The organism is Roseibium sediminis, from assembly GCF_008711325.1.
Classification (GTDB): Bacteria; Pseudomonadota; Alphaproteobacteria; order Rhizobiales; family Stappiaceae; genus Roseibium; species Roseibium sediminis.
In genome coordinates this window covers 48311-61002 of record NZ_VXDB01000014.1, presented here as the reverse complement: position 1 = coordinate 61002, position 12692 = coordinate 48311, and the positions used below count along the sequence as shown (strand labels likewise).

General features: G+C 56.5%; 15 protein-coding genes. 1 reads left to right on the top strand and 14 read right to left on the bottom strand.

Translation table 11 applies throughout. The annotated features are described in order from the left end of the window. Positions 1-110 precede the first annotated feature (110 nt). From F0155_RS14910 to F0155_RS14895, 4 genes are read right to left on the bottom strand one after another with little or no spacing between them, the layout of a single operon-like run. Complete coding sequence (locus F0155_RS14910) at positions 111-923, bottom strand: class I SAM-dependent methyltransferase (protein ID WP_150525332.1); 813 nt, start codon at positions 921-923, stop codon at positions 111-113. Continuing rightward, the gene (locus F0155_RS14905) at positions 920-1996 is read right to left on the bottom strand and encodes a glycosyltransferase family 4 protein (RefSeq protein ID WP_150525331.1); all 1077 of its coding nucleotides are present in this window, start codon (positions 1994-1996) and stop codon (positions 920-922) included. The genes F0155_RS14910 and F0155_RS14905 overlap by 4 nt, the downstream gene beginning before the upstream one ends. 2 nt (positions 1997-1998) lie before the next feature. Beyond that, a complete protein-coding gene (locus F0155_RS14900) occupies positions 1999-2400 on the bottom strand; it encodes a 6-pyruvoyl trahydropterin synthase family protein (RefSeq protein WP_150525330.1) in 402 nt (133 codons plus the stop codon). Between the two features lie 34 nt (positions 2401-2434). Further along, positions 2435-3463 carry a zinc-dependent alcohol dehydrogenase gene (locus tag F0155_RS14895; protein ID WP_244303522.1) on the bottom strand — a complete coding sequence of 343 codons (1029 nt, stop codon included), beginning with the start codon at positions 3461-3463 and terminating at the stop codon, positions 2435-2437. Between the two features lie 70 nt (positions 3464-3533). Here F0155_RS14895 and mdoH point away from each other — a divergent pair, with 70 nt between their 5' ends. Further along, positions 3534-5363, top strand: a complete 1830-nt coding sequence (gene mdoH, locus F0155_RS14890) for a glucans biosynthesis glucosyltransferase MdoH (protein WP_150525329.1) — start codon at positions 3534-3536, stop codon at positions 5361-5363. A 123-nt stretch (positions 5364-5486) separates the two neighbouring features. On the opposite strand, the gene ptsN is transcribed toward mdoH, so the two are convergent. The 10 genes from ptsN to cueR form a co-directional block, all read right to left on the bottom strand. Further along, complete coding sequence (gene ptsN / locus F0155_RS14885) at positions 5487-5954, bottom strand: PTS IIA-like nitrogen regulatory protein PtsN (RefSeq protein WP_150525328.1); 468 nt, start codon at positions 5952-5954, stop codon at positions 5487-5489. Between the two features lie 75 nt (positions 5955-6029). Continuing rightward, a complete protein-coding gene (gene hpf / locus F0155_RS14880; RefSeq protein WP_150525327.1) occupies positions 6030-6617 on the bottom strand; it encodes a ribosome hibernation-promoting factor, HPF/YfiA family in 588 nt (195 codons plus the stop codon). A 297-nt stretch (positions 6618-6914) separates the two neighbouring features. Beyond that, positions 6915-8450 carry an RNA polymerase factor sigma-54 gene (gene rpoN, locus F0155_RS14875; RefSeq protein WP_150525326.1) on the bottom strand — a complete coding sequence of 512 codons (1536 nt, stop codon included), beginning with the start codon at positions 8448-8450 and terminating at the stop codon, positions 6915-6917. Positions 8451-8522: 72 nt separating this feature from the next. Next, positions 8523-9248, bottom strand: a complete 726-nt coding sequence (lptB, locus tag F0155_RS14870) for an LPS export ABC transporter ATP-binding protein (RefSeq protein WP_204934486.1) — start codon at positions 9246-9248, stop codon at positions 8523-8525. Positions 9249-9387: 139 nt separating this feature from the next. Next, positions 9388-9939, bottom strand: a complete 552-nt coding sequence (gene lptA / locus F0155_RS14865) for a lipopolysaccharide transport periplasmic protein LptA (protein WP_150525324.1) — start codon at positions 9937-9939, stop codon at positions 9388-9390. Then, on the bottom strand, positions 9936-10610 hold the full coding sequence (lptC, locus tag F0155_RS14860) for an LPS export ABC transporter periplasmic protein LptC (protein WP_208999296.1): 675 nt from the start codon (positions 10608-10610) through the stop codon (positions 9936-9938). The genes lptA and lptC overlap by 4 nt, the downstream gene beginning before the upstream one ends. Before the next feature lie 54 nt (positions 10611-10664). Further along, on the bottom strand, positions 10665-11285 hold the full coding sequence (locus F0155_RS14855; RefSeq protein ID WP_150525323.1) for a ribonuclease D: 621 nt from the start codon (positions 11283-11285) through the stop codon (positions 10665-10667). Between the two features lie 144 nt (positions 11286-11429). After that, positions 11430-11888 (bottom strand): c-type cytochrome, encoded by a 459-nt coding sequence (locus F0155_RS14850; RefSeq protein ID WP_150525322.1) that lies wholly within the window; start codon positions 11886-11888, stop codon positions 11430-11432. A 15-nt stretch (positions 11889-11903) separates the two neighbouring features. Next, positions 11904-12299, bottom strand: coding sequence for a c-type cytochrome (locus F0155_RS14845; protein WP_150525321.1), 396 nt, complete (start codon positions 12297-12299; stop codon positions 11904-11906). After that, a complete protein-coding gene (gene cueR, locus F0155_RS14840; protein WP_150525320.1) occupies positions 12296-12688 on the bottom strand; it encodes a Cu(I)-responsive transcriptional regulator in 393 nt (130 codons plus the stop codon). Before cueR ends, F0155_RS14845 begins: the two co-directional genes overlap by 4 nt. Positions 12689-12692 lie beyond the last annotated feature (4 nt).

Below are 12692 nucleotides of genomic sequence, written 5' to 3'. Positions count from 1 at the left end.
CCATGCCGCACCATTTTCTCTGAAATATGATTTGTTTCTCAATATTTCTGCCGCGGAATGACTTAGCTGGAAGACCCCTAATAACCCTAAGGAAATCGCCTCCCTGGCCGTCAATCCTCAGGAATAGCACAAAGATCGACATGCCCAACGGTCATCGACAGGCCATTTGCTGCCATCTGGCGACGTCGGTCAGCATCCCAGTTCGCGCGTATCCGCGGATCTACTTCCAACTCCATGGCAACCTGCAGCCAGCCCTCCAGAAGCGCGGTCTGCATCGGCAGATGTCCGGTTGGAATCACCCAGTCTGATGTTTGCCGGATCACGCGGTAGCCTGCCTTTTCCAGCTCACCAGCAAGGATTGCCGGAGCATTTGGGCCCAATGCCGCACCAAATCCCTTGTTGCCAGTCTGATGCTGATTGAAAGCGCCCAGGATCGTTGCATCTGACCCATTGTGCGGTGTCCACTCGGTGCGCCCGTCGTAAGTCAGGCTTGCAAGAAGCGGAAGCCGGTGGCGCGCGAGATGCCCCACGAGCTCGACAATAAATTCCTGACTGACCAGATCAAAGAATGCCGAAGCCGTCACCGCATCGATATCCTGATAGGGCAGAGCGGAGAGATCGGTGGCCAGATTGACTGTTCTGGCGCTAACGCTCAGATCGGGCTTGCCTGCATGCTTTTCAACCGCTCGTGCCAAAAGACCTGCATCAAAATCAATCAGCGTCCAATTCTGCTCCTGCCGACCGGACTGCCGGAGTTTATGCGAAAGCGCGGTGACAGTTGCCCCAGAACCGCTGGCAAGATCCATCAGCTGAACACGATCGTTTGGCAAAGCCTGAATGAACGCCTGCTCTACTTCATCCGAGCGGGCAGGCAGATCGTAGGCCTCCCGAAGCGCCAGCCATTCGGCGTCAAAGGTGCTCATGGGCGGGCTCCGGCAGGTCTGGAAGTCAGGGCTTTGGCAAAACGGTCTGCCGCATCTGACCAGGAAGGCAATCGTGCGGCAGCAACCAGCGCTGCACTGGAGAGCTGCTGCCGCCGAGCGGGCGAGGAGATCAGCTGCTCCAACGCCGCTCTCAAACCTTCCACATCATCAGTCTCACAGTAGATGCTGGCGTCATCAGGCAAGGTATCACGCACCGCACCGCCACCACTGCCGATCACTGGAAGACCGTGAGCCAGAGCCTCTGTAAACGCCATCCCATAGCCCTCATAGCGGCTTGCGAGCACAAAGATGTCGGCAGACGCGTAAAAGCCCGGAAGCTCTTCTGCCGTCACCGCGCCATGAAAAGTGACATGATCCTGCAAACCCGCTTCCGCAAGCAGGGTTTCAATTTCGGCAAAGCACGCCGGATCGCGGCTTGTGTCTCCGACAATATCAAGATGCCAGGGATACGCGGTCAAAGTCGACAGCGCCCGGATGAGAAGGTCATAACCTTTGCGGCGGGTGACCGTTGCCACGCACAGCAACCGCACGCACACGTCGGTCGGGTCAGAAACCTGCTTGACCGACGGTCGCTCTGCTTCTGTTCCGGGCAGCACGACATGGATATCATCCGGTGCGATGCCGAACAGTTCAGACACCTGCATTGCCGTTGCCGGGCTGGTGACAATGATCCGACCGACAGCGCGAACAGCTGCTTTCTCTTGCACGAGAAAAGCTTCTGCAACATCCGCTGACAGTCCCGTCTCCTTGCAAAGAGGATGATGCACAAGGGCGGTCAGGTCGAGATGCGCGCCAAGACGTGCCGCGGCTTCGTCCAGAACCCCATAAGCAAGACCATCCACCACCACCCGTCTTCCTTCAGGAAGCTCCAGCAGCCGTGCAACAGCATTCTCAACCACGGCTTTGTCCGGAAACGGAAACCCCTCCCCAAGTGGAAGAAGATCAACCGTCCAACCGAGCCGCTTCAGCCCGGCGATGATCCTTCGGTCATAGACATATCCGCCGGTCGGCGTGTCGATATCCCCCGGATAGGCGAATGTCAGCTCTGTCATGATCAGGCGACCGGCGCTTCGTACCAGGCGCGGGCCACATGGGATTCTGACAGAGTGACCCGAATTGCCTTCAACTCGTCTCCGGCGCGGCCCAGACGATTTTCCCTTGCCGCTTTTGCGAGATGGTCGTGAATGTGTTTGGTCAGGAATTCCGTGGTGGTGTTCTTTCCCCGAAACTCTTCGATGTCATCAAGATTCTTGTAGTTGAGCGGGCCAAGGACTTCCTTCAGCGCCTCGTGTGCCCGGCCGATATCGATCACGACCCCGTTTTCATCAAGGGCTTCCGACAGAAAGGCGGCATCGACAACGAAGGTCGCTCCGTGGAGGGCCTGCGCAGGTCCAAACAGTTCACCCCGGAAGGAGTGAGCAATCATGATGTGGTCGCGGACTTCAACAGCAAACATGGTCAGGCTTTCCAGAACTGGGATTGGAATGAAATTACGGATACCGGACGACGGGCGTCAGAACATTCGGGTTTCCGGTTAAATGCTCCAGCAGCTGCTTTGGCAAGTCATGGAAAGCAATCTCATGGGTCAAAAGTTTGTCGATAACCGGATCTGCCAAAAGATTGATCGCCGCAGTCAGACGCCGTTGATAGGTCCACCGCGCCTGCCGGTGGGCCGGGATGGTGCCGACCTGGCTGGAGCGCAGGGTCAAACGACGGCTGTGAAAATCAGCGCCCAGCATCACCTCGACCGGTTTGTCGCCATACCAGCTCAATTCCACGACGGTTGCGTCTTTTCCCGCAGCTTTCAGCGCCGTTTCCAGTCCTCTCGCGTTAGCACTGGCGTGGAAAACAAGGTCCTGGTCGACAGGCGCGTCTGCTAATGAGGCAAACCGGCAACCGAACGCCTCTGCGATGGTGCGCCGGCCCGGGTTCACATCCACCACCGTTACTTCGGTTCCGGGTATGCGAGCGCACAAATAGGCCGTCAAAAGGCCGACAACTCCCGCTCCAACCACGCAAATTTGATCTGCAGGTGAAGGATTTCCGTCCCATAAACCGTTGAGTGCAGTCTCCATGTTCGCGGCAAGGATCGCTCTTTTGAGCGGAACAGCCGCTGGAACAGAGACGAGATTGGCGGGATCGGCAATGAAGCCGGTTTGATGAGGATGAAGGCAGAACACATGGCGACCAAGCCACTCGGATGGTCCCTGCACGACTTCACCCGTGCAGGCGTAGCCATATTTGACCGGGAAGGGGAAAGCCCCCTTCTGGAACGGTGCCTGCATGCGCTCATACTCGGATTCGGGAACCCTGCCCTCAAGAACAAGGCGCTCGGTGCCACGGCTGATCGCACTGAAGCGGGTATGGACCTCGACTTCTCCAATGCCCATTGCAGCAAGAGGCTCGCTCCTCAGTTCGCAGGTGCCGGGAGCCGAGTACCACAACGCTTCTACATTCCGAGTTTCAGACACAATCTCGACACCCTTGTGATGGATTTTCGCTCCGTCCTGAACTATCACGCGTTTTCGCGCGTAACATCCCAAACCAAAAGAGAATTCGCTTTTCTCGGCAATACTGGACTGCACAAGAATGCGTGATCAACCTACCATGTCCGCCTCCGGATCCTTCGCGGATCGAATGACACGTCGGCGCCTGCTGTTTGTTTCGATGTTCATAGTGGCTTTTGTTGGTCTGACCGCGCTGATGGCGCTGACCCTGATGCCGGGCGGCTATAGCAAGATCGATATTCTGTTGCTGATCTGCTTCATGATCACGCTTCCCTGGACGATCATCGGCTTTCTGAACGCTGTCATCGGTCTCATGCTCATGCGGTTCAGCTCTGATCCGGTGGCGAGCGTATGCCCGATTGATCTGGGACGCAAAGATCAGGCACCCACCTCCAGAACAGCCCTTTTGTCCTGCATTCGAGATGAAGATATTGCTCCCTTGTCCCGCAAGCTGACCGCCATGCTGGTCGATCTTGAGCGGAACAAGGCACTCGGACACTTCTCGCTTTTTGTCCTAAGTGACACGTCAAAGGCTGACATTGCGGCAGAAGAAGCGGCCATGGTGGACGCACTCAAGGCCCGTTGGGGTGAAGCACTTCGGATCACCTATCGTCGGCGCACCGATAACACCGGCTTCAAGGCCGGCAATATCATGGACTTTTGTGACCGCTGGGGCAGTGAGTTCGACTTCGCCGTGACCCTCGACGCGGACAGTGTCGTGTCCGGCGAAAAGCTGGTGGAACTCGTGCGGGCCATGGAATCGAACCCCAATCTTGGCATTCTGCAGAGCCTTGCGGTCGGATTGCCGACTGACAGCGCCTTCGCCCGCGTCTTTCAATATGGAATGCGGCTCGGCATGCGGTCCTACACACTCGGTAGCGCGTGGTGGCAAGGCGACTGCGGACCCTATTGGGGACATAACGCCATTATCCGCATTGCACCGTTCCGCGAACATTGCCGTCTGCCGCATCTGAACGGAACCGGTCCGCTCTCCGGAACCATCCTTTCCCATGATCAGGTCGAAGCCGTCTTGATGCGCAAGGCCGGATACGAGATCCGAGTCCTGCCGGTAGAGGGCGGCAGTTATGAGGAAAATCCGCCGCATCTTCTGGAGTTCATCCGCCGCGACCTGCGCTGGTGCCAGGGCAATCTGCAGTATTTCCGCCTGCTTCGCCATCCGGGCCTGCGCCTGACAAGCCGCATCCAGCTTGGCCTTGCCATCCTTATGTTCATCGGCTCGCCTGCATGGATGATCTTCATGGGATGTATCGCCGCTGTCTCCCTGATGATGGAGCCGGGAGAATTGCCGCTGCATACGGCCGCTGGCGGCCTGCTCTTCGTTGTCATCATGACGATGGTCTTTGCGCCCAAATTCGCCACTGTGATTGATATTGTCGCCCACAAGGAAACCCGGGAGCGCTTTGGTGGCGGACTTCGAGTTCTCTCCAGCGCATTTGGCGAGCTGCTTTATTCGGCACTGATAGCGCCGATCATGGCGATTGCGCACACTGTCTTCATGACAGGCCTGCTTTTTGGCAAATCGATCGGCTGGGGCGCACAGGCCCGCGGCCTGCAAAGCTTGCCGCTTGGCCTCAGCTTCCGAAAGCTCTGGCCGCAAACCGCGTTCGGAATTTTCGCCTTTGCATGGGTCTCGACTCAGCCAATCGAGTTTATCTGGCCTGTGCTGCCCATCGCGCTTGGCCCCTTGCTGGCCGTTCCGATTGCCATGGCAACGTCAACCATTACGCTCGGACGGCTCGCAATGCGTTCGGGCCTGTGGAAGCTGCCGGAAGAACGGGCGCCTTCACTGCTCTTGTCAGACCTTGGCCTTCCGGCCCTTGGGCAGTCTGACGATCAACAGGACACTCTGGTCGCAGCACCCGAACAAGCCTCTGCGACCGTACGCGCTTGAGGCACCATGGGCGATCCCGAGGTAGCAATGCCAGACTGCCTTGAAGGGATTTTGACGCCCTCAGGCAAAATACTTCGCCTACGGGATCTGCTTTCCCGTGGTCAGAGATAATAAGGGAATTTTTCAGGCGGCGTTTGACGAAGCCAGCGGCTGCACCAGCAGGGCATAAACGGCTTCGGCATCCTGTGCCTCGCGCAGTCCCCGTGCAATCTCGGGATCTCTGAGTTGTCTTGCCACCCTGGCCAGGGCCTTCAGATGATCCGCGCCCGCGCCTTCCGGAGCCAGCAGCAAAAAGACCAGATCGACGGGCTCGTCATCCAGCGCGTCGAAATCAATCGGCTTGTCCAACTTGGCAAAGAAGCCGACCAGCTCTCCAAGCCGTGTCAGCTTTCCGTGCGGAATGGCGATCCCGTGACCGACGCCGGTCGAGCCCAGTCGCTCGCGCTGCAACAAGGTGTCGAAAATTTCGCGTTCTGACAGTCCGGTCTTTGCCGCTGCCTGCCCCGCCAATTCCTGGATGACCTGCTTCTTGCTCTTGGCCTTGAAGCCAACGCTGACCGCATCCTTGTTCAGGAGATCACTCAGATCCATGATTTGCCTACACGCATTCTTTTCAAAGGTCGGCCCGTCCGATCCCATCGACCGGACGGGCCGCGCCCGTTAATTTCATTCAGCGGCAGCTTGCGCCACCAGAGCCGGATCGATCCAGCCCACATTGCCGTCAGCGCGCCGGTAGACGACGTTCAGGCCGCCATTCGCGGCGTTCTTGAACATCACAACCGGTGCTTCCGTCAAGTCCAGCTCCATGACAGCCATTCCGACCGTCATTGTCTTCACCTTGGACGCGGTCTCGGCAATCACCAGAGGATTGTAGTCCTCCGGCAGTTCTTCCTCATCCTCGGTGGACGCCAGAACATAGGCAGCGGCCTCATAATCATCCCTGCCATTGCTGTTGCTGGCATGATGATCCTTGAGACGACGCTTGTAACGGCGAAGTCGCTTTTCAACCTTTTCAGCGGCAAGATCAAAACTTGCGCGCGGATCGTGGTCCTGTGCGGACACCTGCAACACGATGCCGGTGTCCAGATGCAGCGAACACTCCGACTTGAATCCAGCACCTTCCCTGCTCAGGGTCACGTGCCCGGTGTAGCCGCCATTGAAATACTTCGAAAGGGCGTCTTCAACTCGGTCTGTAATGTGGGTGCGTAACGCATCGCCTACATCAACGTGCTTGCCTGAAATCCGCAATGCCATGGGGACCTCTTCTTTTTGTGTGGACCATTATGGTCGCTGACTGGGTGGCCAGCGCTTGAAACAGCGGACGTTTCAAGACCACAGAATGAACCAGTCTGCGCCGAAGCGCCATCCCCTTCCGCAAACGAACCGACGCGGGCGTATAGCTGGGTGAGTTGACGCTGTCAAATCAAAGAATCCAGCAGGGTTACCCGCATGATTACAAGCCTCGCCTAAGCCGTCTGCCGATTTCTGAAGATTTCTTGCTCCAACCCAAATATTTGCCGGGCAACAAGATCCAGACATCAAGTAAGAGGTCTATAATCTGGAGCGTTTTTCTCTGCGTCTTTGAACGGACGATCCCAACTTCATGGCTTCGCGGTACTTTGCAACTGTACGGCGCGCGATATTCACGCCCTCGCCAACAAGAATCTTGACGATCGTATCATCCGAAAGGATCGCCTTGGGGTCTTCCGCATCTATAAGTTGCTTGATTTTGTAGCGCACCGACTCTGCCGAATGCGCATCCTCACCGTCCGTCGCAGATATCGCGGAGGTAAAGAAGTACTTCAACTCGAAAATGCCGCGCGGTGTTGCCATGTATTTATTTGAAGTTACACGGCTCACGGTCGACTCGTGCATCCCGATTGCATCCGCGACAACCTTGAGATTCAAAGGGCGCAGATATTCGATCCCATGGGTCAGGAACCCGTCCTGCTGACGCACGATTTCAGTGGAAACCTTCAAAATCGTTTTCGCCCGCTGGTCGAGGCTTTTCACCAGCCAGTTGGCAGTCTGGAGACAGTCAGTCAGATATTCCCGCTCTGATTCTCCACGAGTGCGCTTGGTGATTGTCGCGTAGTAGGTCTGGTTGACCAGCACTTTCGGCAGGGTGTCGCTATTAAGCTCCACGTGCCATGTCCCGTCACTTGCAGGACGGACAAACACGTCCGGAACAAGTGGCTGAACGGGCGCAACGCCAAATACCGCCCCGGGCTTGGGGTCGAGAGCCCGGATTTCCTGGATCATCTCGGCAAGATCTTCCTCGTCAACGCGGCAAATCCGCTTCAGGGCGGCAAGATCCCGCTTTGCCAGAAGATCGATATTCTCAAGCAGTGCTGCCATGGCGGGGTCGAACCGATTGCGCTCCAAAAGCTGCAACTTCAGGCATTCGGCGAGGTTTCTGGCAAATACCCCCGCAGGCTCAAAGGTCTGCAAGACAGCTAAAACAGCTTCGATCCGCTCCGGTGAAACCCCGAAACTTCCGGCTGTCGCCTCGGTATCAAGCTCCAGATAGCCGTTGTCATCCAGCGAGTTGATGAGATTAGCCGCAATGAGCTTGTCGACCGGATCGCTCAAGGCCATGTGCATCTGGTCTTCCAGCATCTGGGACAGCGTTTCGCTCTCGGCGACAAAGGCTTCCAGATTGTAGTCTTCGCTCAGACCGCCGCTTGCGGGGCGAATGCTCTCCGAAGCTGTGAGAACCGGTGCATCCTTATGGGTGGGCGCTCCCGGCTCGTCCTGAAAGACGTTCCCAAGATCGGTGTCCATGCGTGACGCGATCGATTCAGAGTTGATCTCCAGCTGGTTTTCCATCCAGTCGGAGGCTTCAGCGTCGGACCCCGCTGCAGAACCGCCTTCATCACCTGTATCTGATTGACCTTGAGCCTCTTCTCCGGGCAAACCTGCTTCAGAATCCGACTTCTCAAGGAGTGGGTTTCGCTCCAGTTCGGCTTCCACATAGGCGCTCAAGTCGAGATTGGACAATTGCAGCAGTTTGATCGCCTGCATCAGCTGCGGCGTCATGATCAGAGACTGGCTCTGACGCAACTCCAACTTTGTCGACAATGCCATCCGGGTTCGCTACAGCCTTCGCTTGCAAAAAGTGGTCCACTTCTTGCTTACACCCTATCCGGCGACCTGTCATCAAAGAGTAAATTGCTCTCCGAGATAAAGACGGCGAACATCCGGATTTGCGACAATGTCAGCAGGCAAGCCGTGCGTCAGCACCTCTCCGGCTGCGATAATGTAGGCCCGATCGATAAGGCCCAACGTTTCACGAACGTTGTGATCGGTGATCAAAACACCAATCCCGCGCTGCGTCAGATGCCGAACAAGCGCCTGAATGTCTCCCACAGCGATGGGGTCAATGCCGGCAAAGGGTTCGTCCAGCAGCATGAAGGAGGGGCGGCTGGCAAGAGCTCGTGCAATTTCTACGCGGCGGCGCTCACCCCCGGACAAGGCGATTGAAGGTGATTTGCGAAGATGCGTCAGGCCGAATTCTTCCAGCAGCGAATCCAGCTCTTCGGCACGAATTTTGCGGTTAGGCTCGATCACCTCAAGGACCGCTCGAATATTTTCTTCCACCGTCAGCCCGCGAAATATCGAAGCTTCCTGCGGCAGATACCCAATTCCCAGACGCGCCCGGCGGTACATGGGCATACGGGTGATGTCGAACCCTTCAAGGGTAATCTTACCCTGATCGGGACGAATGAGACCCGTGATCATGTAGAACGTGGTGGTCTTGCCCGCGCCGTTCGGGCCAAGCAGGCCAACCGCCTCGCCCGGTCGCACGGACAGGCCAACATACTTCACAACCTGTCGGCGCCCGTATGTCTTGCCAATCCCTTCGACGACAAGTGCATTTTCCAGCCCGGGCTCATGCGAACCGGACTGGGTGCTCTCGTCATCCGCAGATTGAAAAGGCGAAAAATTCACGTCAGCGGTTTCCTTTTTTCCCGCTTCGAAATAGGCACGCCATGTGGCTTTGTCGAGGGGACTTGTATGCCAATCAGTTGCTATTGGTCGAATTCGGCTGAAGCAGCAACTTGATCCTGCCCGACTTGCCTTGTTTGGGAGCTGCCTGCAGATCAGCCTGACCGGTCGTAAGGTTCACAGTCAGCTTGTTTCCAACGGCAACGTTGGGTCCTTGGCTCAAGACAACTTCTTCCCCGGTCATGATCATGAGATCCTTCTTCATGTCGAAGCTGGCCTCATCGCCGGTGGCAACTTGATCCTGAGAGGAAATGAAGACCTTGCCGGAAGCCTCAAGTCGGGAAATGCTCTGCTGGACAGCGCCCGACGCCTTACCGTCGTAAAACACCTTCAGGCGATGGGTCTGCAGCTGGGTTTCCCCTTGGGTCACAACTACATTGCCGGTAAAGATGGCCAGATTGTTCTTGTCTTCAACCTGAAGCTCCGCAGCCTCGATCTGGATCGGTTCGTCATCATTGGAACCAAAACCTGCAAAGGCATTGGAAAATGTCTGGGCCGAAAGCCCAGTTACGCCCAACGCGAGCACCGCTACAAGGTATCCGATCCATTTGGCAAAAAATCTTGTCATTGCTGTCCCTCGTCCGTCTTTTCCGGCGGTGCGATCGTCATTTTCACGCCATCTGTGAACCGGACGACGCCCTTGTCCTGATCATAATCCATATTGCCACCCTGCAATTGCCCCTTGTCAGACCGAATGGCAACCGGCTCGCTCGTATTCAAGGCACCAGACTTCATGTCAATGTCGACTTCACTAACATCGACCTTGTAGCCTTGGCTCCAATCCACCTGCACGCCGTCATAGAGCTTCAGGCTCTCCAGCGAGTTGTTGTAAATGCCCTTTACCGAGGTCACTCTCGCCTTTTCCGTTGGGCTCAACACGATATCAGCATCGATGAATTCAAGGTCCAGAATCCTGGGATCGCTCAGCCGCTGAATCGCGCGGCGGGCTGTCACCTTGTAGGATTTTTCGCCGTCATGACCTGACAGAACCGGAAAATCCATCACCAAACCATCGGCAGTGAGAATCAGGTTTGTCGCCCCGACGCTTGAAAACAGATTGAAAAGAACGATCAGCCCAATCATCCCGACAAAGATGAGAACTCCGAGTGCCGGAAACAGGAACCTGAGAATGCGTACAAGTCGGCTATGCCGCCGCGCTGCTCTCTGGCGCGCCGACTCCCTTCTGCCTCCAGCAGGCGTTCCCGGCATCATGCCGAGATCTGCCGATCCCAAAGTCACCGTTCAGCAATCTCCGTTGCGTCTCACCGATCAGGCTCGCGTCACTTCCTGATTTCAGGCATGCGCAAAAATGTCGACCTCGCCCCAGCCCTTCAGATCAAGTTCGCCGCGGGTCGGCAGAAAATCGAAACAGGCTTTGGCAAGGTGCAGGCGCTCCTCGCGCTCCAGCATGAACTCCAGCCGCGCTTTCAATCCGTGAAGATGCAGGACGTCAGACGCGGCGTATTCCAGTTGGGCATCTGTAAGCGTTTCAGCGGCCCAGTCGGAACTCTGCTGCTGCTTGGAAAGATCAACACTGAGCAATTCGCGCGTCACGTCCTTCAGTCCGTGGCGGTCCGTGTATGTGCGGCACAGTTTTGAGGCAATCTTGGTGCACCAGACCGGATTGACATGGATTCCGAGATTTTGACGAAGGATCGCGACATCAAACCGCGCGAAATGAAAAATCTTCGTTTTGTCGGGATCACTGAGAAGCGCGGTCAGGTTTGGTGCTGCCTTCTGCCCCTTCTCGATCTGAACCACATCAGCCGTGCCGTCTCCAGGAGACAGCTGCACCACACACAAACGATCCCGCAAGAGGTTCAGACCCAGCGTTTCCGTATCCACCGCAACAGCATCCGCTGATACATACTGGGTCAGGTCAGGCAGGTCGTTCTTGTGAAACCGGATGGTCATAAAGGGGGTAGCTCCGTTTTGCCGGGACTTTCCCGGAAATTGGCCGACAGTCAAACACGGTCTTCATGGCCAGCTTAAGGCGATACTGCCAAGCAGGTAATTCATGCTCGGCGAATTGGCAAGCGACCCGATAAACGACAGCGATCAGTTTGACTTCAGCCGGAACTGCTCGTGACAAGACTTGCAGGTTTCCGCCAAAGCCGTGAACGCGCCAACCACATCCTGGCGGGTTCCTTCTGCAGATTGAGCAAGTGAACCCCCAGCTTCTTCAAGACGGCGGGCTAGCATCTCGAATTCCGTTCGATTTTGCCAGACCGCAGCAGTGGCTTCGCTCGGCGCCATAAGGCTTCCTTCCGGGAAAAGTGCGACCAGATGTGCGCCCGAAGCTGCCTGAACGAGCGCTGCAGCCTCGCTCACCGTCTTTTGCTTCGGTTCTGCGTCGGCCTTCAGCATATCGCCAATCATTTTCATGGCCGACTTCAGGGTTCCCATCTGATCCATGCGCTGTTTGATTACGCCAGTGGCGCCATCGTGGGCGAGACTTGCAGACCCTGCTGCCAACAGCACCGCCACACAAACACCAACTGTATTTCTTCTCGGCATGACCTCTCCCAATGTTCAGTAAATTCCGTTCTGCCTCTGCAGGGCTCTTACATATCCTATGATGTGAGCCGTTTCTTCCATACTAACGTCATTTATCGGCGGCATGTTGCCAAATTGCCAGTGATGCGCCCGCACACCCTTGGAAACTGCAAGATAGAAAGCACCGTCCGCATGATGGGACGGCTCGTAGATCTTGTGCACCAGTGGCGGCCCGGATTGGGCTGTGCCTGCAGCCTCTTGCCCATGGCAGACCGCGCAGTTCTGGGAAAAGAGCCTCTCGCCGAGGACAAGATCAACAGCCGCACCGGGCTGTATCGAGGCTGTGTCCTGGGCCGGTCGCAGGATCAATGCCAATATGCCAGCGCACATCGCCGCCAGCACGATCACTCCGATAACACCTTTTCGTGTCATAGCCTTCTCCCTGCAAGATCGTCCATGATCGGACAATCGGGCCGTTCGTCGCCGTGGCAATTCGATGCAAGTGCCGAGAGGGTGGACTTGAGCGATTTCAGTTCGCGGATCTTGCGATCGACCTCCTCGATCTTGGCGAGCGCCAACTCCTTAACATCCGCACTGGCCCTGTTCTTGTCTTCATAGAGGGACAAAAGTGATCGGCACTCCTCGATGCTGAAGCCGAGGCTTCGGGATCGCTGAAGGAACCGGAGCCGGTGAACATCCGTCTGCGAATAGTCGCGATATCCATTGCCAGCCCTTGCCGGTTGAATGAGTTCAATGTCCTCGTAGTAGCGAATAGTCTTTGCCGGAAGCCCGGACATTTTCGCTGCCGATCCAATATTCATGCTT

Bases quoted from the DNA above. Each gene is read 5' to 3' on its own strand.
- F0155_RS14900 (WP_150525330.1), bottom strand. From the start codon at position 2,400: ATGTTTGCTGTTGAAGTCCGCGACCACATCATGATTGCTCACTCCTTC.
- F0155_RS14845 (WP_150525321.1), bottom strand. From the start codon at position 12,299: ATGACACGAAAAGGTGTTATCGGAGTGATCGTGCTGGCGGCGATGTGC.
- F0155_RS14910 (WP_150525332.1), bottom strand. From the start codon at position 923: ATGAGCACCTTTGACGCCGAATGGCTGGCGCTTCGGGAGGCCTACGAT.
- F0155_RS14850 (WP_150525322.1), bottom strand. From the start codon at position 11,888: ATGCCGAGAAGAAATACAGTTGGTGTTTGTGTGGCGGTGCTGTTGGCA.
- mdoH (WP_150525329.1), top strand. From the start codon at position 3,534: ATGCGTGATCAACCTACCATGTCCGCCTCCGGATCCTTCGCGGATCGA.
- rpoN (WP_150525326.1), bottom strand. From the start codon at position 8,450: ATGGCATTGTCGACAAAGTTGGAGTTGCGTCAGAGCCAGTCTCTGATC.
- F0155_RS14905 (WP_150525331.1), bottom strand. From the start codon at position 1,996: ATGACAGAGCTGACATTCGCCTATCCGGGGGATATCGACACGCCGACC.
- ptsN (WP_150525328.1), bottom strand. From the start codon at position 5,954: ATGGATCTGAGTGATCTCCTGAACAAGGATGCGGTCAGCGTTGGCTTC.
- cueR (WP_150525320.1), bottom strand. From the start codon at position 12,688: ATGAATATTGGATCGGCAGCGAAAATGTCCGGGCTTCCGGCAAAGACT.
- lptA (WP_150525324.1), bottom strand. From the start codon at position 9,939: ATGACAAGATTTTTTGCCAAATGGATCGGATACCTTGTAGCGGTGCTC.
- hpf (WP_150525327.1), bottom strand. From the start codon at position 6,617: ATGGCATTGCGGATTTCAGGCAAGCACGTTGATGTAGGCGATGCGTTA.
- F0155_RS14855 (WP_150525323.1), bottom strand. From the start codon at position 11,285: ATGACCATCCGGTTTCACAAGAACGACCTGCCTGACCTGACCCAGTAT.